This is a genomic window from Thermus sp., from assembly GCF_039793865.1.
Lineage (GTDB): Bacteria > Deinococcota > Deinococci > Deinococcales > Thermaceae > Thermus.
Genome location: NZ_JBAMMI010000046.1, coordinates 1 through 24,015 on the forward strand (window position 1 = coordinate 1; position 24,015 = coordinate 24,015).

A 24,015-nucleotide genomic window follows, 5' to 3' on the forward strand; every position below is an offset into this window, starting at 1 on the left:
GGCAAGCCCGGGGTTTCTTGACGCCTTCTGGGCCCTCTGGTATAGTGCTCTCTGCGGTCGGTCCGCGGTAGCTCAGCAGGTAGAGCGGCCGGCTGTTAACCGGTTGGTCGCAGGTTCGAGTCCTGCCCGCGGAGCCAGGCGGGGGCCCCTAGGGGCCCCTCGGGTCTTTTCTTTGACCAGGAAAGGGGGTATAATCTTCCCTCGTGCGGCCTGCCGGGCCCGGAAGGGAGGTGGAGATGCGCAAGTACGAGGTGAATATCGTCCTGAACCCCAACCTGGACCAGACCCAGCTCGCCTTGGAGAAGGAGATCATCGCCAAGGCCCTCGAGGCCCACGGGGCCAGGGTGGGGAAGGTGGAGGAGTGGGGGATGCGCCGCCTGGCCTACCCCATCGCCAAGGACGCCCAAGGCTACTTCCTCTTCTACCAGGTGGAGATGCCCGAGGACCGGGTGAACGACCTGGCCCGGGAGCTTCGCATCCGCGACAACGTGCGCCGGGTGATGGTGGTCAAGGCCGCCGAGCCCTTCCTCTCCAAGGCGTAGACTGTTCTCATGGCAAGAGGCCTGAACCAAGTATTCCTCATCGGCACCCTTACCGCCCGCCCGGACATGCGCTACACCCAGGGGGGACTGGCCGTATTGGACCTTAGCCTCGCGGGCCAGGACCTCCTCACCGACGAGTCTGGCCAGGAGAAGGAGGTGCCCTGGTACCACCGGGTGCGCCTCCTGGGCCGCCAGGCGGAGATGTGGGGGGATGTCCTGGAGAAGGGCCAGCCCCTCTTCGTCGAGGGGCGGCTGGAGTACCGCCAGTGGGAGAAGGACGGGGAGAAGCGGAGCGAGCTCCAGGTGCGGGGGGAGTTCATTGACCCCTTGGAGGCCCGGGGGCGGGAGACCCTCGAGGACGCCAAGGGCCAGCCCAGGCTCCGCCGGGCCCTGAACCAGGTTCTCCTCATGGGCAAGCTCACCCGCGACCCCGACCTCCGCTACACCCCTCAGGGGACGGCGGTGGTGCGGCTCGGCCTCGCGGTGAAGGAGCGCCGCTCCCGCACGGGGGAGGGGAAAACCCACTTCATAGAGGTTCAGGCCTGGAGGGACCTTGCCGAGTGGGCCGGGGAGCTCAGGAAGGGCGACGGGCTTTTGGTCATCGGCCGTTTGGTGAGCGACTCCTGGACGAGCTCCAGCGGGGAGAGGCGCTTCCAGACCCGCGTGGAAGCCCTCAGGCTGGAGCGACCCACCCGTGGGCCTGCCCAAGCCGGCGGAAGCAGGCCCCAACCTGTCCAGACGGGTGGGGTGGACATAGAAGAAGGGCTAGAGGACTTCCCGCCGGAGGAGGATTTGCCGTTTTGAGCGCGAAAGAGGCCAAACCCAAGAAGGAGGCGCAGAAGCGCCCCTCCAGGAGGGCCAAGGTGAAGGCCACCCTGGGGGAGTTTGACCTGAGGGACTACCGGAACGTGGAGGTGCTCAAGCGGTTCCTGTCGGAGACGGGGAAGATCCTTCCCCGCCGCCGCACGGGGCTTTCCGCCAAGGAGCAGCGCATCCTGGCCAAGACCATCAAGCGGGCCAGGATCCTGGGGCTTCTGCCCTTCACGGAGAAGCTGGTGCGCAAGTAGGGGGTGAACGGTGAAGGTCATCCTGCTAGAACCCCTGGAGAACCTGGGCGACGTGGGCCAGGTGGTGGACGTGAAGCCGGGCTACGCCAGGAACTACCTCCTGCCCCGGGGCCTCGCGGTCTTGGCCACCGAGAGCAACATGCGGGCCATGGAGGCCCGGATCCGCGCCCAGGCCAAGCGCCTGGCGGAAAGGAAGGCCGAGGCCGAGCGCCTCAAGGAGATCCTGGAGAACCTCACCCTCACCATCCCGGTGCGGGCGGGGGAGAACAAGATCTACGGCTCCGTCACCGCCAAGGACATCGCCGAGGCGCTTTCCCGCCAGCACGGCATCACCCTTGACCCCAAGCGCCTCCAGCTGGCCAAGCCCATCAAGGAGCTTGGGGAGTACGTGGTGCCCTACAAGCCCCACCCCGAGGTGCCCATCCAGCTCAAGGTGAGCGTGGTGGCCCAGTAGGAAGGGACCCGGCAGGCCGCTCCCCGCCCTCCTCGGGCGGGGCGTTTTCCTTCCCTCTCATAAAACGTAGGGCCGGCCTGGGAAAGGGGCTTTAGGGCAGCGAGGTTCCCGTTCAAGCTGGGAGCACCCCAGGGGGTAAACTGGGCCCCAATGGGAAGGGCGGTCCTGGTCACGGGGGCGGGGAGCGGCATCGGCCTGGCCACGGCCCGGCTCCTCGCGGCTAAGGGGTACCGGGTCTACGGGGGCGTGCGCCGGGAGGAGGACGCGGCGCGCCTGGCCCGAGAGGGGGTGGCGCCCCTCCTTCTGGACGTGACCCGGGAGGAGGACCTCCTCCGGGCCCGGGAGCGCCTGGAGGGGGAGGGCCTTTTTGGCCTGGTGGCCAACGCCGGCATCGCCGTGGCGGGGCCCTTGGAGCTCGTGCCGGTCCCGGCCTTCCGGGAGGCCTTGGAGGTGAACGTCCTGGGCACCTTCGCCGCGGTGAAGGCCTTCCTCCCCCTCCTTAGGGCCTCCCGGGGGCGGGTGGTCCTCATGGGCTCGGTCTCCGGCCTCCTCGCCCTTCCCCTTATGGAGCCCTATTCCGCGAGCAAGTTCGCCCTCGAGGCCCTGCCGGATGCCCTCCGGGTGGAGCTCCTCCCCTTCGGGGTCAGGGTGGCCCTGGTAGAGCCCGGCTCCGTGGCCACCCCCATCTGGGAGCGCTCCTTGCGGCGGGCCGAGGGCTACCTGGAACCCCCGCCCCCCGGGACCGAGGGGGTCTACGGTCGCTACCTGGAGGTGGCCCGGCGCTTGGCGGAGAGGAGCGCCAAGAGGGGCCTTCCCCCAAAGCGGGTGGCGGAGGCGGTCTACCGGGCCCTCACCGAGCCTAGGCCAAAGGCCCGCTACCTGGTGGCCCATCCCGCCAGGGCCCGGGAGACCCTCCTCCTCAGGCTTCTTCCCGCCCCCTTGCGGGACCGGCTCGTGGCCCGGTTCCTCACCTAGGGCCTTTGTGCCCTCGCCTTTGGACAGGGAGGCTTCGGGGGCGTATCCTTAGGGCGTGGAGTTCCTGGTGGAGGACCTCGGTCTTCTTCCCTACGGGGAAGCCTGGGCCTACCAGAAGCGGGTGCACCGGGAGGTGGTGGCGGGAAGCCGCCCTCCTACCCTCCTCCTCCTGGAGCACCCCAGGGTCATCACCCTGGGCCGCAAGGCCACGGGGGAGAACCTGCTCTTCCCCGAGAGCTGGTACCGGGAGCAGGGCTTTGAGCTCTACTGGGTGGAGCGGGGCGGGGACGTGACCTACCACGGCCCTGGGCAGCTCGTGGGCTACCCCATCTTCCCCGTGGGGCGGGAGGTGCGCCGCTTCCTGAGGCAGATTGAGGAGGCCATCGTCCGGGTGGCGGCGGGTTACGGGATTTCCGCCTACCCCACCCCGGGCTACGCCGGGGTCTGGGTGGGGGAGGACAAGCTCTGCGCCATCGGCGTGGCGGTGAAGGAGGGGGTGAGCTTCCACGGCTTCGCCCTGAACGTGAACACCGACCTCAACGACTTCTCCGTCATCGTCCCCTGCGGCCTCAAGGGGAAGGGGGTTACCTCCTTGGAGAAGCTTCTTGGCCGGAAGGTCCCCATGGAGGAGGTCAAGGACCGGGTGGTGCGGGCCTTCGCCGAGGTCTTCGGCCTTAGGCCCGTAGAGGGGAGTGCCCATGAAGCCCAAGTTTGAGACGGTGGAGCTCCTCTCCCCCACGGGGGAGGTCATTGAGCTCAAGGTGGTGAAGCGGGGCCTGGCCCAGGCCCGGCCCGAGCCCGTGGACCGGAACAAGCCCGCCTGGATCAAGGCCCCTTTGCCCAACGGCCCCAGATACCAGGCCCTGAAGGGGATGGTGCAGGAGCTTAGGCTCCACACCGTCTGCCAGGAGGCCCTTTGCCCCAACATCGGGGAGTGCTGGACCCACGGCACCCTCACGGTGATGCTCCTGGGGGACATCTGCACCCGGGCCTGCAAGTTCTGCGCCGTCCACACCGGAAACCCCCAGGGCCTCGTGGACCCGGAGGAGCCCAGGCGGGTGGCCGAGGCCATCGCCCGCATGGGGGTGCGGTACGTGGTCTTGACCAGCGTGGACCGGGATGACCTAGAGGATGGCGGCGCCTCCCACTTCGCCGCCACCATCCGGGCCATCAAGGAGAAGGCCCCCGGGGTCTTGGTGGAGGCCCTGACCCCCGACTTCCAGGGGGACCTTAAGGCGGTGGAGACGGTCCTCGCCGCGAACCCCGAGGTCTACGCCCAGAACCTGGAGACGGTGCGCCGCCTCACCCCCAAGGTCCGCGACCCCCGGGCGGGGTACGAGCAGACCCTGAGGGTCCTCGCCCACGCCAAGAGGGTGCGGCCGGATATCCTCACCAAGAGCAGCCTCATGCTGGGCCTGGGGGAGGCGGAGGAGGAGATCCTCGAGGCCATGCGGGACCTGCGGGAGGCCGGGGTGGACATCCTCACCCTGGGCCAGTACCTGAGGCCCACCCCCGCCCACCTCCCCGTGGCCCGCTACGTTCCCCCGGAGGACTTCCAGAAGTACGCGGCCTGGGGGTACGAGCTGGGCTTTAGGGAGGTCTTCGCCGGGCCCTTGGTGCGGAGCTCCTACCGGGCGGACCGGGTCTTCCTGGAGGCAACCCAAAGATGAGGCTTTTCCTCCCGGACCTCCTCGCCCTCCTCCTCTTCGCCGGGGCGGGGCTCCTTTCCCACGGCCAGCCCCTGAGCCTTGCGGGGCTCGCCCGGAACGTACTCCCCGTCCTCTTCGTCTGGCTCCTCCTGAGCCCCTTCCTCGGCACCTACCGCCGCCCCACCTGGAAAAACCTCCTCCTCACCTGGCTCTTCGCCTTCCCCGCGGGGCTATGGCTTCGGCAGATGGCCCTGGGCGGGAGCTTCGGGGCGGGGTTTTTCGTCTTTTTGGGGGTGGCCATGGGCTTCAGCCTCCTTTTCCTCCTTCTCCTAAGGGGCCTCGCCAAGGCCTTTCGCCTCTGGTAAAAAGGAGGCATGGAAAAGGTAGCCTTCCTCGGTCTTGGGGCCATGGGCTACCCCATGGCGGGGCACCTGGCGCGGCGCTTTCCCACCCTGGTCTGGAACCGGACCTTCGCCAAGGCCCTAAGGCACCAAGAGGAGTTCGGCTCCGAGGCCGTGCCCTTGGAGCGGGTGGCCGAGGCCCGGGTGGTCTTCACCTGCCTCCCCACCACCAAGGAGGTTTCCCAGGTGGCCGAGGCCCTCCTGCCCCACCTCCGGGAGGGCACCTACTGGGTGGACGCCACGAGCGGGGAGCCCGAGGCGAGCCGGAGGCTCGCCGAGCGCCTGAAGGAGAAGGGCGTCACCTACCTGGACGCCCCCGTCTCCGGGGGCACCTCGGGGGCCGAGGCGGGCACCCTCACGGTGATGCTGGGGGGCCCGGAGGAGGCGGTGGAGCGGGTCAGGCCCTTTCTCGCCTACGCCGAGAAGGTGGTCCACGTGGGCCCCGTGGGGGCGGGGCACGCGGTGAAGGCCATCAACAACGCCCTCCTCGCCGTGAACCTCTGGGCGGCGGGGGAGGGGCTTTTGGCCCTGGTGAAGCAGGGGGTTTCGGCGGAGAGGGCCCTCGAGGTCATCAACGCCTCCTCGGGCCGCTCCAACGCCACGGAGAACCTCATCCCCCAGAGGGTCCTCACCCGTGCCTTCCCCAAGACCTTCGCCCTGGGCCTTCTGGTGAAGGACCTGGGCATCGCCATGGGGGTTTTGGACGGGGAGAGGGCCCCAAGCCCCCTCCTCCGCCTCGCCCGGGAGGTGTATGAAATGGCCAAGCGGGAGCTGGGCCCGGATGCGGACCACGTGGAGGCCCTGAGGCTTTTGGAGCGCTGGGGCGGGGCGGAGATCCGCTAAACCTACCCCATCCCGGCTTAGGCCGGGATGGGGACCCCGGGTTAGCGGTTCAGGATGTGGATGGCCTGCTTGTGGAAGGCCTCCGCCGCCTCCATGAGGGTTTCGGAGAGGGTGGGGTGGGGGTGGACGGTGAGGGCGAGGTCGGTGAGCGTGGCCCCCATCTCCAGGGCCAGGGCGGCCTCGGCGATGAGCTCCCCCGCCTGGGGGCCTACGAGGAAGACCCCGAGGAGGAGGTCGGTTTCCTCGTCCCCCACCACCTTGACCATCCCCTCGGCCCCGCCCAGGGTGAGGGCCCGCCCCGAGGCGGCGAGGGGAAACTTCCCCACCTTCACCTTGTAGCCCGCCCGCCTCGCCTCCTCCTCGGTGAGGCCCACCCCGGCCCACTCGGGGGAGGTGTAGACCACGCTCGGGACCTGGTAGTCAAAGGCGCTGTCCCTGCCCGCGGCGTTCTCCGCCGCCACCAGGCCCTCCTTCATGGCCTTGTGGGCGAGGAGGGGGGGGCGGGCCACGTCGCCGATGGCGTAGACCCCGGGGGCGGTGGTCTCCATCTTCCGGTTCACCCGGACGAAGCCCTTCTCGTCCACCTGGACCCCGGCCCTTTCCAGGCCGAGGCCCTCCGTGCGGGGCCTGCGGCCCACGGCCACCAGGACCTTGTCCACCACCAGGGTCTCCGGCTCGCCCCCCTCGGCGGGCTCGAGGCGCACGTGGAGCCCGTCCCCTTTCTTCTCGTAGCCCACCGCCTTGGTCCGGGTGCGGACCCTTATCCCCTCCTTCTCCAGGGCGCGCCTGAGGAGGCCCGCGGTCTCGGGGTCCCCTTGGGGGAGGATCTCCGCCATGTACTCAATGAGGGTGACCTCCGCGCCCAGGCGGCGGTAGACCTGGCCGAGCTCCAGCCCCACCGCCCCGCCCCCGATGACGAGAAGCCTCTTCGGGACCCCCTCCTCCACCTTCAGGGCCCGGGTGGAGTCCCAGACGTCCTCGCCGAAGGGGAAGCCCTTGAGCTCTATGGGCTCGCTTCCCGTGGCGAGGATCAGGCTTTTCGCCCCGTAGCGCTCGCCCCCCACCTCCACCTCCTTTGGGCCCGCCAAGCGGGCGAAGCCCCGCACGAGTTCCACCCCGTTCCCCTTGAGGAGGGTGCCCACGCCCCCGGTGAGCTTTTTCACCACCTGGTCCCGCCAGGCGCCGAGCTTCTTCAGGTCCAGCTCGGGCTTGGCCTTCAGGCCGAAGCCCTCGGCCACCTTCAGGTGGTGGAGGGTCTCGGCGGCGTGGAGGAGGGCCTTGGTGGGGATGCAGCCCACGTTGAGGCAGACTCCCCCCACCTCGCCCGCCTCCACGGCCAGCACCCTGAGGCCGAGCTGGGCGGCCCTGATGGCGGCGTGGTAGCCGCCCGGGCCGGTGCCGATCACGATGAGGTCGTAGGTCTTCATAGGCGTCATCCTACATTTCCAGAAGGAGCAGGTCGGGGTTTTCCAGGAGCCTTATGACCTCCCGGGTGAACATGGCCGCCTCGGCCCCGTCCACCAGCCGGTGGTCAAAGGAGAGGGAGAGGAACATGATGTCCCGCGCCCTTATGGAGCCATCCGGCATGACCCAGGGGCGCTTCCTTATGGAGTGCACCCCGAGGATGGCCGCGTCCGGGAGGTGGATGATGGGGAAGCTCAAGGTGGCCCCCACGGAGCCGATGTTGGTGATGGTGAAGGTGGAGCCCGAGACCTCCTCCGGGGCGAGGCGGCCTTCCCGGGCCTTTTGGGAGAGCTCGGCGATCTCCTGGGCGAGCTCCAAGACGCTCTTCCGGTCGGCGTCCTTCAGCACGGGCACGATGAGGCCCCTTTCCGTGGCCACGGCGAGGCCGATGTGGTAGTAGCGCTTGTAGACGATTTCCTGCCTCTCCTCGTCCAGGCTGGTGTTCAGCATGGGGAACTTCTTCAGGGCCCGCACCACCGCCTTGACGATGAAGGGCAGGTAGGTGAGCCTGACCCCCTGGGCCTCGGCCTCGGGCTTGAGCCGTTCCCTAAGGGCCACGAGCTCCGTGAGGTCCGCCTCGTCCACGTTCAGGGTGCGCACGGTGTAGAGGTGGCTCTGCCAAAGCCCCTGGGCGATGCTGCGGCGGATGCCCCTAAGGGGCACCCGCTCCTCCAGGGCCTCGTACCCCTTGGGCGGGGCGTACCGGGGCGGGGGCGGGAAGCCGGGGGCCGGCGCCTCGGGCTCCCGGGTGGCCTCGGCGGGGGCGGGTGGGGCCTTCCTCCGCTCGGCGTAGGCCCGCACGTCCTCCACCCGGACCCTCCCCAAGGGCCCCGAGCCCGGCACCTCCTCAATGGGGATCCCGAGCTCCCGGGCGAGCTTCCGGGCGGCGGGCACCGCCAGGACCCGTCCCGGCCTCGCCCCCTCCTGGGGCTTTTCCCCGGAGAGGAAGGGGTTTTTCACCGCTACCTGGGTGGGGTCTGGCTTGAAGAGGGAGAGGTCCTCCTTCTCCTCCTTCGCGGGCAGGCCCGGCTCCACGATGGAGCGCTCCTCCACCGCCTGCACCGGGGGGGCCTCCTTCGCGCCCTCTACCGCCTCGCCAGGCTCGGCGAGGAGGGCGATGGGGGCGTGGACCTTCACCACCTCCCCCTCCTTGGCGAGCTTTTTCAGGAGCACCCCCTCGTAGGGCGAGGGTAGCTCCACCGTGACCTTGTCGGTCATGACCTCCACGAAGGGCTGGTCCTTCTTGAGGTAGTCCCCCTCCTCTACCAGCCACTTCAGGATCTCGCCTTCCACCACGCTTTCCGCGAGCTCGGGCATGAGGATTTCCTTGGGCATAGCTCTCCCTAGATCAAATCTAAAAACTGCTCGAGGGGAAGCTGAGCATCCTTAAGGATGTGGGCCAGGGTGGAGCGTTTGATGGGGGTATGCGCGGGCACAATGACGATGATCCGTTTTTCCCCCAGCCGTTTCTCCATCCGGATATGGCTTCCCCGTTGGCGCACCACTTGAAAACCTGCCCTTTCCGGCGCCCTGACCACCCGCTTGTAGGACAAGGAGGGCACCTTCAAACTTCTACCTCGGCCAGCTCGGCGTCCTCCGGGAGTTCCTCCTCTATGGGCTCCAGGTAGAGGGCTATAGCCTCGCGAATGTTGGCCAAAGCTTCTTCCAGAGTGTCCCCCTCGCTGATGCAACCGGGAAGGGCGGGTACGTAAACGGTATATCCTCCTTCTTCGCTTTTTTCCAGAACCACCTTTAGGCGCATACAGCCCCCTTTTGTTAGTAGTCTAGCGCCCGCTTGGCGGCGTTCAGGATGCGGGTGACGGTGGGCAGGTAGAGCTTGTCCTGGGCGTAGGGGTAGGGGGTGTCGAACCCCGCCACCCGGAGGGGCGGGGCGAGGAGGGTGTCCAGGATGTCCTCGGCGATGGTGGCCGCCACCTCGCTGATGAAGCTCGCGTGCTGGGGGGCGTCGGCCACCAGGACCACCCTCCCCGTCTTGGCCACGGAGTTCATCACCGCCTCGTGGTCCCAGGGCATGAGGCTCCTTAGGTCCAGGACCTCGGCGGAGACCCCGGCCTTCTCCAGTTCCTCCGACGCCTGCAAGACCTCGGGCATCACGGCGCCGTAGCCGATGAGGGTGAGGTCCTTCCCCTCGCGCCTTAGGGCCGCCTTGCCGATGGGAAGGGTGTAGTCCTCCTCGGGCACCTCCTCCTTCACCGAGCGGTAGAGCCTCTTGGGCTCCAGGAAGACCACGGGGTCCTCATCGCGGATGGCCGCCTTCAAAAGCCCCTTGGCGTCGTAGGGGGTGGAGACGGCCACCACCTTGAGCCCGGCGGTGTGGACGAAGTGGGCCTCGGGGCTTTGGGAGTGGTGGTGCCCGCCCTTAACCCCGCCCCCTGAGGGCATCCGCACCACCAAGGGGGCGGCGAACTGGCCCCCCGAGCGGTAGCGGAGCTTGGCCACCTGGCTTGCGAGCTGGTCAAAGCCCGGGAAGACGTAGTCGGCGAACTGGATCTCGGCCACGGGCCTCAGGCCGTGGACGGCCATGCCCAGGGCGGCCCCGATGATGGCCGCCTCGGAGAGGGGGGTGTCCAGGACCCGGTCGGGGCCGTACTTCTGGAGGAGCCCCTCGGTGACCAAGAAGACCCCGCCCCGCTTTCCCACGTCCTCCCCCAGGACCACCACCTTGGGGTCTTTGGCCATCTCCTCGTCCAGGGCCCGGTTCAGGGCCTGCACCATGGTCATGAGGGCCATACCCACCCCCTAGAGCTCCTCCCTGAGAAGGGCCTCCTGGCGAAGGAGGTGCCAGGGCTTCTCGGCGAGGACATCGTCAAACATCCACTCGGGGGGCACGGGCCCGGCCTCCTCCGCCTCCTTGAGGCCCCGTTCCAGCTCGGCCCGGATCTCCGCCTTGAGGTCCTCCTCCCACTCCTCGTTCCAGAGGCCCCTGGCCTCGAGGAAGCGGCGGAAGCGGGGGATGGGGTCCTTCTTCCGCCAGGCCTCCACCTCCTCCTTGGGCCGGTAGCGGCTGTCGTCGTCGGCGGAGGAGTGGGGGCCGTAGCGGTAGACCCGTAGCTCCAAGAGGCTCGGCCCTTCCCCCATCCTGGCCCGCTCCACCGCCTCCTTGACCACGTAGTAGCTCGCCAGCACGTCCATCCCGTCCACCAGGTAGCCGGGGATGCCGAAGGCGCGGGCCTTGTCGGCGAGGGTGGGGCTGTGGGTCTGGCGGCGGTAGTCCACGCTGATGGCGTAGAAGTTGTTCTCGGCGATGAAGACCGCGGGTGCGCCCTGCACGGCGGCGAAGTTGATCCCGGCGTACCAGTCCCCTTCGCTGGTGGCCCCGTCCCCGAAGGTGCAGACCGCCACCTGCCCCGTGCGGAGGAGTTTCATGCTGATGGCGGCCCCCGCGGCCGGGGGCACGTGGGAGGCGATGGGGCTCGCCACGGTGAAGTAGTTGAGGCGCTTGGAGCCGGGGTGCTCGGGCATCTGGCGGCCCTTGTTGGGGTCGGCCTGGGTGGCGAGCATCTGGCCGAAGAGCTCCTTGAGGGGGATCCCCAGGGCCAGGGCCAGGCCGTGGTCGCGGTAGTAGGGGAAGACCCAGTCAAAGCCCGGCCTTATGGCGTGGGCGATGGCCACCTGGGCGGCCTCGTGCCCCGCGGCGGGGGCGATGAAGCTGGTCTTGCCCGTGCGGATGAGGATGGTGTAGCGCTCGTCCAGCATCCGGGCCGCCAGCATGTCCCGGTAGAGCCTCCTTAGCTTGGCCTCCTCGAGGTCCAAGGGGAAGTCCCCGAGCCACTCCCCTTCCTCCCCGATGAGCCTTATGGGCTCCTCGGTGAAGGGTCGGAACCGATGGGTTTCCTTGACCATGACGCCCTCCTTCTTGGCGCTTGTGGCGCCGGGAAGCCCGCCCTGGGTAAGGGCCTCGGGCCTCCTTTTCGGGGGTGGGGCTGGATCCCACTTTCCCTTCGCCCCGAGTATACCCCTTCCGCGATAGCATGGGCCTGTGCGCCTTAGGGTGGTGGCGGTGGGCAGGCCCCGGCTGGCCTACGCCCGGCTCGGGGTGGAGGAGTACAGGAAGCGCATCCAGAGGTACGCCCCCCTGGAGCTGGTTTTCGTGCGGGAGGAAAAGGAACTCCTCCCCAAGGCGGGAGGGCACCGGAAGGTGGTCCTGGACGAGCGGGGGAAGCTTTTGACCACCGAGGAGCTCTACCGGAGGCTCCTTTCCTTGGAGGGGGAGCGGGTGGCCTTTTTGGTGGGGGGAGCGGAGGGGCACCCGGAGGCGGTGCGGGAGGAGGCGGACCTCCTCCTTTCCCTCTCCCCCCTAACCCTCCAGCACGAGCTCGCCCTCCTGGTCCTCATGGAGCAGCTCTACCGGGTCCTCACCCTGAGGGCGGGCCACCCCTACCACCGGCCATGACCTACGAGGCCTTCGTGAAGCTGGTGGAGAGGCTTTGGGAGGAGATCCCCGAGGACTTCAAAAGGGGCCTCCAGGGGGTGCACGTCTTCCCCGAGGCCAGGCCGGAGCCGGGGCTTGAGGGCGTCTGGCGCCTCGGGGAGTACCTGGACCCCGGGCCACCCTCGGCCTTCGGGGGGTTTGAGGGCCTGGGGCGGCACATCGCCCTCTACTACGGCTCTTTCCAAAAGGTGGCGGGGGAGGGGTTGGACTGGGAGGCCGAGGTGTGGGAGACCCTCCTCCACGAGCTCAGGCACCACCTGGAGTCCCTGGCGGGGCGGGACGACCTAGTACGGGAGGACCTCAGGCGCCTGGCCGCCTTTCGCCGGGGCGGGCCTCCGGGGGAAGGGTAGGGCCTTCCCCATAGAGGGGCCTCCTCTCCGCGAAGCCCCCGGAGAGGGGGTGGTAGTGGGCCACCTCGGGCTCCCCCTCCTGCCAGCAGAGGAAGACCACCTCGCCCCCTACCCGGCCGGGGAAGTCCACCAGGCCCCGGTCCAGGTCCTTGAGGAGGACCCCCAGGGAGGCCAGGTAGCGGGCATCGGCCTCGAGGGTGCCGAGGAGGAAGCGGGCCTCCTCCTCGAGGGCCCTTCGCTCAAGCCCCCGGGCCTCGGGAAGGCGCCTCTGCGCCTCCTTAAGCTCCTCCCGGGCCTGGCGCATCTCCGCCAGCACCCGCCTGACTTCGGGAAGGAGGGCATCGGCCTCTTCCTTGGTGAAGATCCGCGCGAACATACCCACCCTCATCCTAGCAGAGGCGCTGAGGAAAATCTAAGCCCAGCTCACTCAAGAAGGGGCAGGAGCTCCACCTCCCCCGCCCCCACCCGCACCCCCCCCACCAGGAGGCTCCCGTCGGGAAGCACCTCCTCGGCGGGGCCCTCCACCACCCCCCTTGGGGTGCGCACCCGCACCCTTCGGCCCAGGGTGCAGGAGGCCTTTCGGTAGCGCTCCAGGAGGGCCTCGGGGGTTTGCAGGAGGGGGAGGAGGGCCTCCAGCCTCAGGAGGAACCCCTCCAGCACCTCCCGCCGGGAGAGGGGGACGAACTCCCCTAGGAAGGCCGCCCCTTCCGGGGCCCAGGCCACGTTCACCCCCACGCCGAGGAGGGCGTAGCTCACCTCCTCCCCCTCGGCCTTGGCCTCCAGGAGCACCCCGGCGAGCTTCCTCCCGTCTTCGGTGAGGAGGTCGTTGGGCCACTTGAGCCCCCCCACCCCCACGGCTTCCCGGAGGGCGAGGCCCGCGAGGAGGGGGAGGAGGCTTAAGGAGGGGAGGGGGAGGTGGGGCCTAAGGAGGAGGGAGAAGGTGAGGCTCGCCCCGGGACGGCTCTCCCAGGGCCTTCCCCGGCGGCCCCGCCCCCTTTCTTGCCCCTCGGCGAGGACCAGAGCCCCCTCGGGGGCCCCTTCTTCCGCCCAGGCCCTCAGGACGTCCTGGGTGCTCCCCACCCGGCCCAGGTAGCGGTAGGGCCTCCCTAAGCGCCCCGGGGGTCGGAAGAGGTGGGGGAGGGGGGTCCCGGGGAGGATGCGGTAGCCCTGGCGGGAGACCTCCACGGGGTAGCCCTCCGTCAAAAGCCTCCGCGCCTCCTTGGAGACGGCGGCCCGGCTCACCCCGAGGGCCCTCGCCAGGGCCTCGCCGCTTTGCCAGGACTCCGTGAGGAGGTCCAAAAGCCTGGGCATCCCTCAGGCCAGCTCCACCTGGGAGAGGTCCCCGAGGACCAGGCGGTGGGCCCGGGGGAGGCCGTTTCGGCTCTTCACCTCCGCCCCCACCCCCAGGATGCTCTCCTGGAGGCGCAGGGCCACGTCCTCGAGGACGGCCTGGTCCTCGAGGATGGAGTACTCCACCTCCGAGCGCACCACCCGCGCCCCCGGCCCCAAGGAGGTGAAGGGACCGATGTAGGCTCCTTCCACCACCGCCCCCTCCCCGATGAAGGCCGGGCCGATCACCGTGCTTCCCACCACCCTGGCCCCCCTCGCCACCACCACCCGGCCCGTGAGCTGGCTCTCCTCCACCTCCCCTTCCACCCGGGGAGAAAGCTCCTCCAGGAGGAGGCGGTTGGCGTCCAGGAGGTCGGCGGGGCGGCCCGTGTCCTTCCACCAGCCCTCCACCTCCACCCCCACCACCTTCTTCCCCCGGTCAATGAGGCCCTGGATGGCGTCGGTGATCTCGTACTCCCCCCGGGCGGAGGGCTTCAGGTCCTGGATCACCTCCAACACCTCCGGGGTGAACACGTACACCCCCGCCACCGCCAGGTCCGAGGGGGGGTCCTTGGGCTTTTCCAACAGGTGCACGATCCGCTCCCCTTCCATCACCGCCACCCCGAACTGCCGCGGGTTTCCCACCCGTACCAGGGCCAAAACGGCGCTCACCCCCTCCCGGAAAGCCTCCAGGTAGGGCCGGATCCCCCGCTGGAAGAGGTTGTCCCCCAGGTAGAGGACAAAGGGGCTTTCCTTGAGGAAATCCCCGGCCACCGCCACCGCGTGGGCCAGGCCCTGGGGCTCCTCCTGGAGGATGTAGCGCACCGGGTAGCCGGAGAGGGCCTCGCGGAGGTCCTTTTCCGTCTCCGGGGAGACCACCACCCCGATCTCCTCCACCCCGGCAGCCAGAAGGTTGTCCAGGGCGTAGTGGATGATGGGTCGGCCCGCCACCCGGATCACCGGCTTGGGCCGGGTGTGGGTAAGGGGGCGAAGCCGGGTGCCGCGGCCTGCGGCCAGGATGAGACCCTTCATGCCTGGGAGTATACCCCTTAAAATGAGGGGGGAGATGTCCAGCGCCCTCACCCGGGTGGCCTACGCCTACGACCGCCTCCGGACCTACCCGCCGGAGGTGGCGGGGCGCATCGCCACGGCCATGGGGAACGCCCTCCAGACCCGGGGAGAGGAGCCCGTCCTCTTGGAGCTTGGCGTGGGCACGGGGCGCATCGCCCTTCCCCTCATCGCCCGGGGCTACCGCTACCTGGCCCTGGACCACGACCCCGCCATGCTGGAGGTCTTTCGGCAGAAGGCGGCCGGGGTCATGCGCAAGGTGCGCCTCCTGCTCGCGGACGCCCGGGAGATTCCCCTGCCTGAAGGGAGCGTCCACGCCGTGATCGTGGTCCACCTGTGGCACCTCCTCCCCGACTGGCCCAGGGCCCTGGCCGAGGCCCTGCGGGTCCTGAAGCCCGGGGGGGTCCTCCTGGAGGGGTGGGACCGGGTGAAGGCCGAGGCCGAGTGCCGCCTCCAAGAGCGGTGGCAGGCCCTGGTGGCCGAGGAAGGCTTCCCCGTGGAGCGGGGAACCCACAGCAGGCGGCTTAAGGAGGTGGAGGAGGCCCTGAGGCGCCTCGGCCTCAGGCCCAAGACCCGGGAGGTGGTGGCCTGGCGGGAGGAGCGCACCCCCCGGGAGGCCCTCGAGGCCCTGCAGGAGAGGCTTTACTCCTTCACCCGCGCCGTGCCCCAGGAGGTGCACGAGCGGGCCATGTCCAGGCTCCTTGCCTGGGCCGAGGCCGAGTTCGGCGACCTGGACCGCCCCTTCCCGGTGGAAAAGCGCTTTTTCCTGCGCACCTCCCGCCTTTCCTGATGAAGAAGCTCTATGTCCGCACCCCCGAAGAAGGCCTGGTGAACATCACCCGGGCGGTGGAAGGGATTCTGGAAGGGCACACGGGCCTGGTCTACCTCTTCGTGCCCCACACCACCTGCGGCCTCACGGTGCAGGAGGGGGCCGACCCCGACGTGGCCCACGACCTCCTGGCCCGGCTTGCCGAGCTCGCTCCCCGTTTCCACCCTGAGGACCGCCACGCCGAGGGCAACACCCACGCCCACCTCAAAAGCCTCCTCACCGGGGTCTTCCTCCTCTTGCCCGCGGAGAGGGGGCGCCTCCTGCTTGGGCGGTGGCAACAGGTCTTCCTGGCGGAGTACGATGGCCCCAGGGAGCGGGAGGTCTGGGTGCGCCTCCTCTAGACCCAGCGCACCTCCTGGACGCTCCGCACCCCCTTCAGGGCCTCCACCAGGGCCTCCCGCTCCCCGTCCTGCACCGAAAGGCGGAGGCGGATGCGGGCCATGGGGCCCAGGATGCGGGTCTCGGAGCCCAGGGCGCTCTTCCCCGCCTCGGCCACCACCTGCATCACGTCCCGGAGGAGCCCGGCCCGGTCCTGGGCCAGGACCTCCAGGGTGGCCACCTTCCCCCCCACCCCCTCCCAGTAGGCCCCGATGACCCGGTCGGCCTCGGGGCCCTGGAGGAGGCGGCGGAGGTTGGGGCAGTCGGCCTTGTGCACCGTGACGCCCCGGCCCCGGGTGACGAAGCCCAGGATACTGTCCCCCTTCATGGGCTCGCAGCAGGAGGCCAGGCGGATGGGGGCCTCGAGGTCCTGCTCTAGCCGGATGCCCCAGGCGTTTTTCGGGGGGGGCTTGGGCTTTTCCGGCTTCAGGAGGGCCTTGGGGTAGAGCTTTTCCGCCACCTGCTTGGGGGTGAGGCGGTTCAGGGCCAAGGCCAGGTAGAGCTCCTCGGGGGAAGGGGTGAGGCCCAGGCGCTTGGCCGCCTCCTCCAGCTGGCTCTCCGCGGGCTTGGGAAGGCCCTTGCGCTTGAGGTAGCGCTCCAAAAGCCCTTGGCCCCTTTCCAGGGTCTCTTGGCGCTCCTGGGCGCGGAAGTACTGGCGGATCTTGCTCTTGGCGCTCCGGGTCTTGGCGAACTCCAGCCAGCCCTTGGAGGGGTGGGCGTTTTTGGCGGTGAGGATCTCCACGATCTCCCCGTTTTGGAGCTCGTAGGAGAGGGGGACGATGCGCCCGTTCACCTTGGCCCCCACCATGCGGTGCCCCACCTCGGTGTGGATGTGGTAGGCGAAGTCCACGGGGGTGGCCCCCTTGGGCAGGTTGATGATCCGGCCCTTGGGGGTGAAGACGAAGACCCTCCCCCCGAGGAGGTCCCGGGTCACCGCCTCCACGAACTCCCGGGAGCTACTGAACTCCTGCTGCCACTCCTGGATGTTCTTGAGCCAGGAGACCCGCCTTTTGAGCTCCTCGGGGTCGGTGAGCCCCTCCTTGTAGAGCCAGTGGGCGGCGATGCCGTACTCCGCCACCCGGTGCATCTTCTGGGTGCGGATCTGCACCTCCAAGGGCAGACCCTCCAGGGCGATGACCGTGGTGTGGAGGCTCTGGTAGCCGTTGGGCTTGGGCACGGCGATGTAGTCCTTCACCCGGCCGGGGATGGGCTGCCAGAGGGCGTGGACCAGGCCCAGGACGTGGTAGCAGACCTGCTTTTCCCTCACGTCCTCCTCCTTGGGGCTTGGCCTCGGGTCCAGGACCACCCGCACCGCCAGGAGGTCGTAGATCTGCTCCAGGGCCTTGCCCTCCCGTTCCATCTTCTTCCAGATGGAGTAGAGGTGCTTGGGGCGGCCCGTGACCTCAAAGCCCCTGAGCTGGGCCTGCAAGAGCTCGTCCCGCCTCAGGGCCTCCTCCAGGATGGCCGTGGCCCGCTTCACCAGGCGCTCCCTGGCCTCCTGGGTTTCCCGTAGGCGGGAAAGCAGCCCCTGGTAAGCCTCCGGGTAGAGGTAGCGGAAGGAGAGGTCCTCCAGCTCCCACTTGATCTGGCCCATCCCCAGGCGGTGGGCCAGGGGGGCGTAGATCTCCAGGGTTTCCTGGGCGATCCGCTTCTGCTTCTCGGGGGGCATGTGCTCCAGGGTGCGGAGGTTGTGCAGGCGGTCCGCCAACTTGACGATGATGATGCGCACGTCCTCCGCCATGGCGATGAACATCTGGCGGAGGTCCTCGGCCCGTTTCTCCTCGCCCTCGAGGTTGGCCAGCTTGTAGAGCTTGCTGACCTTGGTCTCCCCCTCCACCAGGCGGCGCACGGTGGGGCCGAAGCGCCGTTCCAGCTCCTCCCCGGAAACCCCGCAGTCCTCCATGGTGTCGTGGAGGAGGCCCGCGGCCAAGGTATCGGCGTCCATGCGCAAGGAGGCCAGGATCTCCGCCACGGCCACGGGGTGGGTGATGTAGGGCTCCCCGCTTCTTCGCAGCTGGCCCCGGTGGGCCTCCTCGGCGAAGAGGTAGGCCCTGTGGACCCTCTCCCGTTCCTCGGGGGAGAGGTAGGCCAGGCGCCCCGCCAGGTTTTCCCAAAGGGCTTCGCGGACGACCACTGCCTTTAGTGTAGCACCCGCCCCGGCTCCTTTAGGAGAGTTCCAGGAGGAAGGCCGAGAGGGCCGACCGTTCCAGGAGGGCCACCAGGGTCTTCCCCCTATGGGGGGCGAGAACCAGGGCCTTTTCCCCGAAGACCAGGGCCGCGGGGCCCCGCCTTTGGGCGAGGGCCTCGTCCAGGCGGTCCAGGGCCTCCTTGAGCCGGAGGAGGGGCTCCTTGGGGAGGGGGGGGGTTTCTTCCAGGTGGCCTAGGGCCTCCACCCCGGGCAGGCGGAAGCGCGCCAGGTCCTGGTCGGGGGCGCTCACCTCCAGGACCTCCAGGAGGGCCTCCAGGTCCGTGCCCCGGAGCTCCTGGAGCACGGCTTTGGCCGCCTCAGCCTCTTTCTCAAGCTCCCGGAGGAGGCCTTCCGCCTGGGCCAGGGTGCCTTCCACCTGGAGAAGCCCTTTGGGTCCCAGGCGGGGAAGCTTTTCCTTGGCGCTCTCCAGCACGGAAAGAAGGGGCTTGAGGCGGCGGGCGGTCTCGCTCTGGAAGCCCTGGAGGCGGGCATGGGTCTGGAAAAAGGCGGTGAGGCGGGTGAGGAGTTCCTCCCGCTTGGCCTCCAGCCGCCGCTTAAGGGCCTGGAGAGCCCGGGCGATGGGGGCGGGGTCGGGCTCGGGCTTGGCCTTCTCCTCCTCAATGGCCTTTAGGAGGCTCTCTCCCCCGAAGCCCCGGAAGCGTTCCGCCAGGGCCTGGAGGCGGGCGAGCTCCTCCAGGGCGGTCTGCCTGGCCCGGGCCCGGGCTTCCCCCAGGGCCTTCCGCAGGGCCTCGAGGCCCTGGGGGTTCCCCTCTTCTAGGGCCCTTTTCGCCTCGGCCCAGAGCCCCTCCAGGCCGAGGCTTTGGGCTTTCTCCCGGAGGGCCTCCAGGGCCCGGGCCGCCTCCTCCAGCTTGGCCTTGAGGGCGGCCTCCTCTCCTTGGGCCTTGAGGAGGGCGGCGTAGCGGGCCTTGAGCTCGGGAAGCCTTTCGGGAAGGGCCTCCGGGGGAAGGGCTTGGAGCTCGCGCAGGAGAGGGAGGAAGGCCTCGCCCTTCCCGGAAAGCTCCCGCATGAGGGCCTGCCGCTCTTCCTCCAGGCGCTTGGCCTCTTCCTCCCGGCGCCTGGCCTCCTCCTCCAGGCGCCGGAGCTCCCCTTCCAGGGAAAGGAGGTCGGGGAGGCCGCCCTCCCTCAGGGTTTCCTCCGCCAGCGCCAGGGCGCTTTCCAGGGGGGCCTTGGCCTCCGCGGCGAGGGGGAGGGTTCTCAGGGCCTCCTGGAGCTGGATGAGCCTGGCCCGCCTTTCCGCCCTCAGGTTGGCCTCGGCTTCCTGGAAGGCCTTCTCCAGGAGGAGAAGCTTTTCCCCGGCGGGGGTTCCCGCCTCCAGGAGGGCCTGGACCTCGGCGAGGAGGGGGCTCACCGTGGCCCGCTCCAGGAGGGGGGCGTAGCGGGCGAGGAGGGCTTCCAGCTTCCGCCTTTCCTCCTCCACCTCCAGGGCCTGGAGCCGCTTTGCCGCCTCCTCGGGCAGGTCCCCCAGGTCTATGACCAGCTCCTCTTCCAGGTCCCGCGCCTCCTCCACGGTGAGGAAGACCCCCGTGGGGTGCTTTGGGGTTTCCTCCGCCGTTTCAAAGACGATCTCCGGCAAGCTGGGGGCCCGGGCCACGCTGGACTCCAGGAGCTTCCTTAGCTCCAGGGCCAGCTTCCTCGCCCGCTCCACCTCCGCCTGGACCAGGAGGCCCTCGGCCTGGGCCTTGCGCACCATCTCCACCAGGCTCTCTAGCTTGCGCACCTTGGGCCCGCCCAGGTGCCGGACCCTTTCCAGGCTTTCCTCCAGGTGGGCCAGGTCCTTGGCCTGGCGCAAAAGGGCCTCCTCCAGCTTCTCCTCCAGGGCCTCCAGGAGCTCCTGGGCCTCGCGGAAGAGCCTGGGGTCGGGTTCCTGGCGGAGGCGGTTTGAAAGGGCCCGGAGGCGGGCCACCTCGGGCCAGTCCAGGTAGAGGCCGAAGCGCTTGAGGGCCTCCTCCAGGGCCTTGGGGCTTAGGGCTTCCTCCTTGAGGCGAAGGAGGACCTCCTCCACCACCCGCCTGGCCTCCTCTGGGCGCAGGCGGGCCTGGAGCTCGCGGAAGACGAGGCCCTTGAGCAGGACCTCCCCGTCTTTAGGGGTGAGCTCGGAGGGGCGCTTTCCCAGGCGCTTCAGCCCCTCTTCCAAAACCGCCTCCGCCCGGGGCCCGAGGTGGGGGCGGAGGGCCTCCAGGATCTCCCCGTGGATGTCCCGCATCCCCTTTAGCCTACCCCTTTTCCAGCCGGAGCGCCTCCCCCAGGTAGAGCTTGAGGTGGGGGTAGGGGATCTCTATGCCCTCTTGGTCCAGCCGGTTCTTGATGCGGCGGCGGAACTCCCGGGCGATGGCCCACTGCTCGGCGGGCTTGGTGTTGAAGAGGACCCGGATGACCACGGCGGAGTCGGCCAGGTTCTGCACCCCCAGGACCTCCGGGGCGTCGGCGAAGCGCTCCCGCCAGAGGGGGTCTTCGTAGAAGCGCGCCGCCTCGTCCCGGAAGACCGCCAGGACCCGGTCCAGGTCCTCCTTGTAGGCCACCCCCACGTCCACCACCGCCCGGCTCCACTCCTGGGTGAGGACGGTCACCTGCCGCACCTCGGAGTTGGGGATGAAGTGGACCCGGCCCTCGAGGTCCCGGAGCACCGTGAGCCTCAGGGTGAAGCGCTCCACCTGCCCCCCCACCCCGCCTATCTGGACGATGTCCCCCACCCCGTACTGGTCCTCCAGGAGGATGAAGAAGCCGTTGATGAAGTCCCGGATGAGGTTTTGCGCGGCGAGGCTCAGGGCGAGGCCCGCCACCCCCGCCCCGGCCAGGAGGGCGGCGACGTTCAGGCCCAGGTTGGAGAGGAGGAGAAGCCCCCCGAAGAGGAGGACCGCTCCCTTGAGCACCGACTCGGACACCACCTTCAGGGTGCGCCGCCGCACCGCCTCCCGGGAGTGGGTTCCCTCGGGAGAGGGAAGCTTCCTTAGGAGGAGGGGGACGAGGCGGTACCCCAGGAAGGTGAGGGCCAGGATGGATAGGGCCGAAAGCCCCCTTGCTCCCAGCCAGGAGGCGAGTCCTTGCCCCCAGGGGCGGAAGGGCTCGTGGGGCAGGTCCAGGGCGTGAGCCAGGTAGCTTCCCAAGAGGAGGAGAACCGCCCCCCACCAGAGGAGGCCCAGGAGGCGGAAGAAGCGGTCGTCCCTTTCCGTGGGGGTGAGGCGGCCCAAGGCGGCGAGGAGCCTGGCCCCGTACCGGCCCAAAAGCCAGGCCACCAGGAGGGCGAGGAGAGCGTGAAGCCAAGGCGCCACGGGAGCACTATACCCAAGGGCCCCCGGCCTTATAGTGAGGGGCATGGAAGGTTACCTGCCCGAGCCCACCCACACCCTCGAGGGCTGGCACATGCTCCACGACTTCCGCCTTTTGGACTTCCCCCGCTGGCGCAAGGCCTCCCCGGAGGAGCGAAGGGCCGCGTGGGAGGAGCTTTGGGGCCTCCTCTCCGCCTGGCGGCGGGCGGAGGAGGAGGGGCGGGGGTCTTTCGGGGTGTACCAGGTGATCACCCAGAAGGCGGACCTCCTCTTCCTCAACCTCCGGGAGAGCCTGGACGAGCTTTTAGAGCTGGAAAGGGCCCTGAACCGGAGCCTCTTCGCCGAGTACCTCCTCCCCGCCTACGGCTTTTACTCCGTGGTGGAGCTCGGAAGCCAGGAGAAGCCCCTGGACCCCGAGGCCCCCTACGTGAAGCCCCGCCTCACCCCTAAGGTGCCCAAGGGGGGGTACGTCTGCTTCTACCCCATGAACAAGCGCCGCCAGGCGGAGGACAACTGGTACCTCCTCCCCGCCAAGGAGCGGGCCCGGCTCATGAAGGCCCACGGGGAGACGGGCAGAAAGTATCAGGGGAAGGTCCTCCAGGTCATCAGCGGGGCCCAGGGCCTGGACGACTGGGAGTGGGGGGTGAACCTCTTCAGCGAGGACCCCGTCCAGTTCAAGAAGATCGTCTACGAGATGCGCTTTGACGAGGTCTCGGCCCGCTACGGGGAGTTCGGGCCCTTCTTCGTGGGCCGGTACCTGGACGATGGGGGCCTCGCCCGCTTCCTGGGCGTAAGCTAGGGGCATGGAACTCTTCTGGGCCCTTGGCCTTTTTCGCCTCCTCCCCGAGTTCCGCCGCCTCGAGGCCGAGCACCAGGAGCACCTCAAGGAGGAGCTCGCCCTCCTCCTTTCCCGCTGGCGGGCCAAGGGGGGGTTTCTTTCCGCCTACAGCCTGGTGGGCCTCTCCCCCGAGGCGGACCTCCTCCTGTGGCAGGGGGCGGAGGACCCAAAGGCCCTCCAGGCCCTGCGCCGGGAGATGCACCGGGCCCGGATGCTGGGCTTCTTGGAGCCCCTGGGCCTCTTCCTGGACCGGGGGGAGGGGGGGCCGGGGGAGGGGGCTTTGGCCCTCTTCCCCTATGGCCTGGAGGCCCCTTCTCCTGAGGGGGCCCGCCTCCTTTTGGGGCGGCAGGTGGCCCTGTTGGAAGGCCCCCTCGAGGCCCTCTTCCCCCTGGCCGTGGCGGAGGGAGGGTACCTGGGGGTGCCCCGGGGCTTCCGGGAGGCCCTGGACGACCTGGGCTAAGTACCCCACCGCGGCAAAAGCCGCGGTGGGGGCCCCAAAAGCGTTTTCCCATAGCCCCAGCTCGGGTATCCCATGTTGCGAAGCCAACGCGCGGGCACTTAGCGGAGGCGCTTCAGGGCCTCCTTGATGAGGTCCTGGGCCTTGGCCTTGGGGTTTTGGCGCAAGATCTCCAGGACCACCGCCCGGGCCTGCCCCTCCTTGAACCCTAAGGCGGCGAGGGCCAGGACCGCTTCCTCGGCGGCCTCGCTTTCCACCTTCTCCCCGGTGAGGAGGTGGGGGGGCACCTTCCCCTTGAGCTCCAGGGCCATCCTTTCGGCGAGCCTTTTCCCCACCCCGCTCGCCGAGGTAAGGAGCCTCAGGTCCCCCTCCACCAAAGCCCGGGCGAGGAGCCTAGGGGGGAGGGCGGAGAGGAGGGCGAGGGCCACCTTGGGCCCCACCCCGCTCACGGAGAGGAGGAGCTCAAAGAGGAGGAGGCTTTCCTCCTCGGGAAAGCCGTAGAGGAAAAGCCCGTCTTCCCGCACCTGGAGGTGGGTGTGGACCCCCACTTCCTCCCCCTCCTTCAAGGCCTGGAGGAAGGGCCCGGGGGCCTGGACCAGGAAGCCCACCCCGCCCACCAGGAGGAGGAAGCCCCCCTCCTCCTTCTTGAGGACCTTCCCCTGGAGGTAGCGGATCATCGCCCTTGGAAGCGGGGCGGGCGCTTTTCGCGGAAGGCCCTAACCCCCTCCTCGTGGTCCAGGGTGCGCCCCGCCTCCCCTTGCAGGATGGCCTCGAGGGCCAGGGCCTCGGTGAGGGAGAGGCGGTAGGTCTCCAGGAGGAGCTTCTTGGTGAGGGCGTAGGCCCGGGTGGGGCCCTGGGCGAGCTCCTTGGCCAGGGCGAGGGCCTCCTCCATGAGCCTTTCCGCGGGCACCACCCGGTGCACGAGCCCGAGGGCCAGGGCCTCCTCGGCGGAGAGCCTCGGGGAGAGGAAGAGGAGCTCCTGGGCCTTGGCCAGGCCCACCAGCCGGGGGAGGAGGAAGCTCAGCCCGGAGTCCGGCACCAGGCCGATCCTGGCGAAGGCCGTGGTGAAGCTCGCCCCCACGGCGGCGAGGCGGAGGTCCCCCCAGAGGGCGAGGCTCATCCCGGCCCCCGCCGCCGCCCCGTTCACCGCCACCACCAGGGGCTTCTCCAGGCCGCTCAAGGCCTCCACCACCCGGTTGTAGCGGCGCAGGTGGGCCTCGTAGTCGGGCTTTTGGTCGCCGAACTCCGTGAGGTCCTGCCCGGCGGAGAAGGCCCGGCCCGCCCCCGTGAGGAGGAGGGCGCGCACCTCCCGGTCCTCCTCCCCCTCCTTGAGGGCATCGTAGAGGGCGTCTAAGAGCTCGCCGGTGAGGGCGTTGAGCCTTTCGGGCCGGTTCAGGGTGAGGACCAGCACCGCGCCTTGGCGCTCCTTCAGGACCATGGCCC

General features: G+C 69.3%; 29 protein-coding genes and 1 tRNA gene. 16 read left to right on the plus strand and 14 right to left on the minus strand.

All coding sequences use genetic code 11. The features are described 5' to 3' along the window. Nucleotides 1–61: 61 nt before the first annotated feature. The 10 genes from ABJK26_RS04435 (at nucleotide 62) to ABJK26_RS04480 (ending at nucleotide 5,931) form a co-directional block, all read left to right on the plus strand. Nucleotides 62–137, plus strand: a tRNA-Asn gene (locus tag ABJK26_RS04435). 99 nt (nucleotides 138–236) lie between these two features. After that, nucleotides 237–542: a 30S ribosomal protein S6 gene (gene rpsF, locus ABJK26_RS04440; RefSeq protein ID WP_347241079.1), complete on the plus strand. Its 306-nt coding sequence runs from the start codon at nucleotides 237–239 to the stop codon at nucleotides 540–542. 9 nt (nucleotides 543–551) lie between these two features. After that, complete coding sequence (locus ABJK26_RS04445) at nucleotides 552–1,346, plus strand: single-stranded DNA-binding protein (RefSeq protein ID WP_347241038.1); 795 nt, start codon at nucleotides 552–554, stop codon at nucleotides 1,344–1,346. Beyond that, nucleotides 1,343–1,609: a 30S ribosomal protein S18 gene (rpsR, locus tag ABJK26_RS04450; protein WP_347241039.1), complete on the plus strand. Its 267-nt coding sequence runs from the start codon at nucleotides 1,343–1,345 to the stop codon at nucleotides 1,607–1,609. Before ABJK26_RS04445 ends, rpsR begins: the two co-directional genes overlap by 4 nt. A gap of 10 nt (nucleotides 1,610–1,619) precedes the next feature. Continuing rightward, nucleotides 1,620–2,063: a 50S ribosomal protein L9 gene (gene rplI, locus ABJK26_RS04455; RefSeq protein ID WP_347241040.1), complete on the plus strand. Its 444-nt coding sequence runs from the start codon at nucleotides 1,620–1,622 to the stop codon at nucleotides 2,061–2,063. 150 nt (nucleotides 2,064–2,213) lie between these two features. Continuing rightward, the gene (locus tag ABJK26_RS04460) at nucleotides 2,214–3,038 is read left to right on the plus strand and encodes an SDR family NAD(P)-dependent oxidoreductase (protein WP_347241041.1); all 825 of its coding nucleotides are present in this window, start codon (nucleotides 2,214–2,216) and stop codon (nucleotides 3,036–3,038) included. A gap of 55 nt (nucleotides 3,039–3,093) precedes the next feature. Then, nucleotides 3,094–3,753, plus strand: coding sequence for a lipoyl(octanoyl) transferase LipB (gene lipB / locus ABJK26_RS04465; RefSeq protein ID WP_347241042.1), 660 nt, complete (start codon nucleotides 3,094–3,096; stop codon nucleotides 3,751–3,753). Beyond that, nucleotides 3,737–4,708 (plus strand): lipoyl synthase, encoded by a 972-nt coding sequence (gene lipA, locus ABJK26_RS04470; protein WP_347241044.1) that lies wholly within the window; start codon nucleotides 3,737–3,739, stop codon nucleotides 4,706–4,708. Before lipB ends, lipA begins: the two co-directional genes overlap by 17 nt. Beyond that, nucleotides 4,705–5,052 carry a DUF3054 domain-containing protein gene (locus tag ABJK26_RS04475; RefSeq protein WP_347241045.1) on the plus strand — a complete coding sequence of 116 codons (348 nt, stop codon included), beginning with the start codon at nucleotides 4,705–4,707 and terminating at the stop codon, nucleotides 5,050–5,052. The genes lipA and ABJK26_RS04475 overlap by 4 nt, the downstream gene beginning before the upstream one ends. Nucleotides 5,053–5,061: 9 nt before the next feature. Further along, a complete protein-coding gene (locus ABJK26_RS04480) occupies nucleotides 5,062–5,931 on the plus strand; it encodes an NAD(P)-dependent oxidoreductase (protein WP_347241046.1) in 870 nt (289 codons plus the stop codon). A gap of 41 nt (nucleotides 5,932–5,972) precedes the next feature. On the opposite strand, the gene lpdA is transcribed toward ABJK26_RS04480, so the two are convergent. Genes lpdA through ABJK26_RS04510 form a run of 6 tightly spaced genes read right to left on the minus strand, consistent with a single transcriptional unit; the run spans nucleotide 5,973 to nucleotide 11,259 of the window. Then, a complete protein-coding gene (lpdA, locus tag ABJK26_RS04485) occupies nucleotides 5,973–7,358 on the minus strand; it encodes a dihydrolipoyl dehydrogenase (protein ID WP_347241047.1) in 1,386 nt (461 codons plus the stop codon). A gap of 10 nt (nucleotides 7,359–7,368) precedes the next feature. Next, nucleotides 7,369–8,730 (minus strand): dihydrolipoamide acetyltransferase family protein, encoded by a 1,362-nt coding sequence (locus ABJK26_RS04490; protein ID WP_347241048.1) that lies wholly within the window; start codon nucleotides 8,728–8,730, stop codon nucleotides 7,369–7,371. Between the two features lie 8 nt (nucleotides 8,731–8,738). Beyond that, nucleotides 8,739–8,957: a type II toxin-antitoxin system HicA family toxin gene (locus ABJK26_RS04495; RefSeq protein WP_347241049.1), complete on the minus strand. Its 219-nt coding sequence runs from the start codon at nucleotides 8,955–8,957 to the stop codon at nucleotides 8,739–8,741. Nucleotides 8,958–8,959: 2 nt separating this feature from the next. Then, complete coding sequence (locus ABJK26_RS04500) at nucleotides 8,960–9,157, minus strand: type II toxin-antitoxin system HicB family antitoxin (protein ID WP_347241050.1); 198 nt, start codon at nucleotides 9,155–9,157, stop codon at nucleotides 8,960–8,962. Nucleotides 9,158–9,171: 14 nt separating this feature from the next. Then, the gene (locus ABJK26_RS04505; RefSeq protein ID WP_347241051.1) at nucleotides 9,172–10,146 is read right to left on the minus strand and encodes an alpha-ketoacid dehydrogenase subunit beta; all 975 of its coding nucleotides are present in this window, start codon (nucleotides 10,144–10,146) and stop codon (nucleotides 9,172–9,174) included. A gap of 9 nt (nucleotides 10,147–10,155) precedes the next feature. Further along, nucleotides 10,156–11,259, minus strand: a complete 1,104-nt coding sequence (locus tag ABJK26_RS04510; RefSeq protein ID WP_347241053.1) for a thiamine pyrophosphate-dependent dehydrogenase E1 component subunit alpha — start codon at nucleotides 11,257–11,259, stop codon at nucleotides 10,156–10,158. 136 nt (nucleotides 11,260–11,395) lie between these two features. Here ABJK26_RS04510 and ABJK26_RS04515 point away from each other — a divergent pair, with 136 nt between their 5' ends. Further along, nucleotides 11,396–11,809: a 23S rRNA (pseudouridine(1915)-N(3))-methyltransferase RlmH gene (locus ABJK26_RS04515; protein ID WP_347241054.1), complete on the plus strand. Its 414-nt coding sequence runs from the start codon at nucleotides 11,396–11,398 to the stop codon at nucleotides 11,807–11,809. Further along, nucleotides 11,806–12,198, plus strand: coding sequence for a metallopeptidase family protein (locus tag ABJK26_RS04520; RefSeq protein WP_347241055.1), 393 nt, complete (start codon nucleotides 11,806–11,808; stop codon nucleotides 12,196–12,198). The genes ABJK26_RS04515 and ABJK26_RS04520 overlap by 4 nt, the downstream gene beginning before the upstream one ends. Here ABJK26_RS04520 and ABJK26_RS04525 read toward each other — a convergent pair. From ABJK26_RS04525 to ABJK26_RS04535, 3 genes are read right to left on the minus strand one after another with little or no spacing between them, the layout of a single operon-like run. Further along, nucleotides 12,149–12,574, minus strand: coding sequence for a DUF2203 domain-containing protein (locus tag ABJK26_RS04525; RefSeq protein WP_347241056.1), 426 nt, complete (start codon nucleotides 12,572–12,574; stop codon nucleotides 12,149–12,151). The genes ABJK26_RS04520 and ABJK26_RS04525 overlap by 50 nt on opposite strands. A gap of 47 nt (nucleotides 12,575–12,621) precedes the next feature. Then, nucleotides 12,622–13,509 carry a biotin--[acetyl-CoA-carboxylase] ligase gene (locus ABJK26_RS04530; RefSeq protein WP_347241057.1) on the minus strand — a complete coding sequence of 296 codons (888 nt, stop codon included), beginning with the start codon at nucleotides 13,507–13,509 and terminating at the stop codon, nucleotides 12,622–12,624. A gap of 3 nt (nucleotides 13,510–13,512) precedes the next feature. Next, nucleotides 13,513–14,559: a glucose-1-phosphate thymidylyltransferase gene (locus tag ABJK26_RS04535; protein WP_347241058.1), complete on the minus strand. Its 1,047-nt coding sequence runs from the start codon at nucleotides 14,557–14,559 to the stop codon at nucleotides 13,513–13,515. 34 nt (nucleotides 14,560–14,593) lie between these two features. Between ABJK26_RS04535 and ABJK26_RS04540 the strand changes: the two genes are divergently transcribed. Both ABJK26_RS04540 and ABJK26_RS04545 read left to right on the plus strand, forming a co-directional pair. Further along, nucleotides 14,594–15,385 (plus strand): methyltransferase domain-containing protein, encoded by a 792-nt coding sequence (locus tag ABJK26_RS04540; protein ID WP_347241080.1) that lies wholly within the window; start codon nucleotides 14,594–14,596, stop codon nucleotides 15,383–15,385. Then, complete coding sequence (locus ABJK26_RS04545) at nucleotides 15,385–15,765, plus strand: secondary thiamine-phosphate synthase enzyme YjbQ (RefSeq protein ID WP_347241059.1); 381 nt, start codon at nucleotides 15,385–15,387, stop codon at nucleotides 15,763–15,765. The genes ABJK26_RS04540 and ABJK26_RS04545 overlap by 1 nt, the downstream gene beginning before the upstream one ends. On the opposite strand, the gene ABJK26_RS04550 is transcribed toward ABJK26_RS04545, so the two are convergent. Genes ABJK26_RS04550 through ABJK26_RS04560 form a run of 3 tightly spaced genes read right to left on the minus strand, consistent with a single transcriptional unit; the run spans nucleotide 15,762 to nucleotide 21,280 of the window. Further along, nucleotides 15,762–17,936, minus strand: coding sequence for a bifunctional (p)ppGpp synthetase/guanosine-3',5'-bis(diphosphate) 3'-pyrophosphohydrolase (locus ABJK26_RS04550; protein WP_347241060.1), 2,175 nt, complete (start codon nucleotides 17,934–17,936; stop codon nucleotides 15,762–15,764). The genes ABJK26_RS04545 and ABJK26_RS04550 overlap by 4 nt on opposite strands. Before the next feature lie 31 nt (nucleotides 17,937–17,967). Further along, complete coding sequence (locus tag ABJK26_RS04555; protein ID WP_347241061.1) at nucleotides 17,968–20,214, minus strand: hypothetical protein; 2,247 nt, start codon at nucleotides 20,212–20,214, stop codon at nucleotides 17,968–17,970. A 10-nt stretch (nucleotides 20,215–20,224) separates the two neighbouring features. Next, nucleotides 20,225–21,280: a mechanosensitive ion channel family protein gene (locus ABJK26_RS04560; protein WP_347241062.1), complete on the minus strand. Its 1,056-nt coding sequence runs from the start codon at nucleotides 21,278–21,280 to the stop codon at nucleotides 20,225–20,227. 43 nt (nucleotides 21,281–21,323) lie between these two features. Here ABJK26_RS04560 and hemQ point away from each other — a divergent pair, with 43 nt between their 5' ends. Continuing rightward, entirely contained in the window at nucleotides 21,324–22,076 is a 753-nt protein-coding gene (hemQ, locus tag ABJK26_RS04565) for a hydrogen peroxide-dependent heme synthase (protein WP_347241063.1), read from the plus strand. Between the two features lie 4 nt (nucleotides 22,077–22,080). Beyond that, nucleotides 22,081–22,575: a chlorite dismutase family protein gene (locus ABJK26_RS04570; RefSeq protein ID WP_347241064.1), complete on the plus strand. Its 495-nt coding sequence runs from the start codon at nucleotides 22,081–22,083 to the stop codon at nucleotides 22,573–22,575. Nucleotides 22,576–22,673: 98 nt separating this feature from the next. Here ABJK26_RS04570 and ruvA read toward each other — a convergent pair whose 3' ends face one another. Then, entirely contained in the window at nucleotides 22,674–23,249 is a 576-nt protein-coding gene (gene ruvA, locus ABJK26_RS04575) for a Holliday junction branch migration protein RuvA (RefSeq protein ID WP_347241065.1), read from the minus strand. Continuing rightward, nucleotides 23,246–24,010 (minus strand): enoyl-CoA hydratase-related protein, encoded by a 765-nt coding sequence (locus ABJK26_RS04580; RefSeq protein WP_347241067.1) that lies wholly within the window; start codon nucleotides 24,008–24,010, stop codon nucleotides 23,246–23,248. The genes ruvA and ABJK26_RS04580 overlap by 4 nt, the downstream gene beginning before the upstream one ends. Nucleotides 24,011–24,015: the final 5 nt, after the last annotated feature.

What these genes read in the sequence shown, in the direction of transcription:
- rpsF (WP_347241079.1), top strand. Translation starts at nt 237, where the DNA reads ATGCGCAAGTACGAGGTGAATATCGTCCTGAACCCCAACCTGGACCAG.
- ABJK26_RS04445 (WP_347241038.1), top strand. Translation starts at nt 552, where the DNA reads ATGGCAAGAGGCCTGAACCAAGTATTCCTCATCGGCACCCTTACCGCC.
- ABJK26_RS04460 (WP_347241041.1), top strand. Translation starts at nt 2,214, where the DNA reads ATGGGAAGGGCGGTCCTGGTCACGGGGGCGGGGAGCGGCATCGGCCTG.
- lipA (WP_347241044.1), top strand. Translation starts at nt 3,737, where the DNA reads ATGAAGCCCAAGTTTGAGACGGTGGAGCTCCTCTCCCCCACGGGGGAG.
- ABJK26_RS04475 (WP_347241045.1), top strand. Translation starts at nt 4,705, where the DNA reads ATGAGGCTTTTCCTCCCGGACCTCCTCGCCCTCCTCCTCTTCGCCGGG.
- ABJK26_RS04480 (WP_347241046.1), top strand. Translation starts at nt 5,062, where the DNA reads ATGGAAAAGGTAGCCTTCCTCGGTCTTGGGGCCATGGGCTACCCCATG.
- lpdA (WP_347241047.1), bottom strand. Translation starts at nt 7,358, where the DNA reads ATGAAGACCTACGACCTCATCGTGATCGGCACCGGCCCGGGCGGCTAC.
- ABJK26_RS04490 (WP_347241048.1), bottom strand. Translation starts at nt 8,730, where the DNA reads ATGCCCAAGGAAATCCTCATGCCCGAGCTCGCGGAAAGCGTGGTGGAA.
- ABJK26_RS04500 (WP_347241050.1), bottom strand. Translation starts at nt 9,157, where the DNA reads ATGCGCCTAAAGGTGGTTCTGGAAAAAAGCGAAGAAGGAGGATATACC.
- ABJK26_RS04505 (WP_347241051.1), bottom strand. Translation starts at nt 10,146, where the DNA reads ATGGCCCTCATGACCATGGTGCAGGCCCTGAACCGGGCCCTGGACGAG.
- ABJK26_RS04510 (WP_347241053.1), bottom strand. Translation starts at nt 11,259, where the DNA reads ATGGTCAAGGAAACCCATCGGTTCCGACCCTTCACCGAGGAGCCCATA.
- ABJK26_RS04520 (WP_347241055.1), top strand. Translation starts at nt 11,806, where the DNA reads ATGACCTACGAGGCCTTCGTGAAGCTGGTGGAGAGGCTTTGGGAGGAG.
- ABJK26_RS04525 (WP_347241056.1), bottom strand. Translation starts at nt 12,574, where the DNA reads ATGTTCGCGCGGATCTTCACCAAGGAAGAGGCCGATGCCCTCCTTCCC.
- ABJK26_RS04530 (WP_347241057.1), bottom strand. Translation starts at nt 13,509, where the DNA reads ATGCCCAGGCTTTTGGACCTCCTCACGGAGTCCTGGCAAAGCGGCGAG.
- ABJK26_RS04535 (WP_347241058.1), bottom strand. Translation starts at nt 14,559, where the DNA reads ATGAAGGGTCTCATCCTGGCCGCAGGCCGCGGCACCCGGCTTCGCCCC.
- ABJK26_RS04540 (WP_347241080.1), top strand. Translation starts at nt 14,594, where the DNA reads ATGTCCAGCGCCCTCACCCGGGTGGCCTACGCCTACGACCGCCTCCGG.
- ABJK26_RS04545 (WP_347241059.1), top strand. Translation starts at nt 15,385, where the DNA reads ATGAAGAAGCTCTATGTCCGCACCCCCGAAGAAGGCCTGGTGAACATC.
- ABJK26_RS04555 (WP_347241061.1), bottom strand. Translation starts at nt 20,214, where the DNA reads ATGCGGGACATCCACGGGGAGATCCTGGAGGCCCTCCGCCCCCACCTC.
- hemQ (WP_347241063.1), top strand. Translation starts at nt 21,324, where the DNA reads ATGGAAGGTTACCTGCCCGAGCCCACCCACACCCTCGAGGGCTGGCAC.
- ABJK26_RS04570 (WP_347241064.1), top strand. Translation starts at nt 22,081, where the DNA reads ATGGAACTCTTCTGGGCCCTTGGCCTTTTTCGCCTCCTCCCCGAGTTC.
- ruvA (WP_347241065.1), bottom strand. Translation starts at nt 23,249, where the DNA reads ATGATCCGCTACCTCCAGGGGAAGGTCCTCAAGAAGGAGGAGGGGGGC.
- ABJK26_RS04580 (WP_347241067.1), bottom strand. Translation starts at nt 24,010, where the DNA reads ATGGTCCTGAAGGAGCGCCAAGGCGCGGTGCTGGTCCTCACCCTGAAC.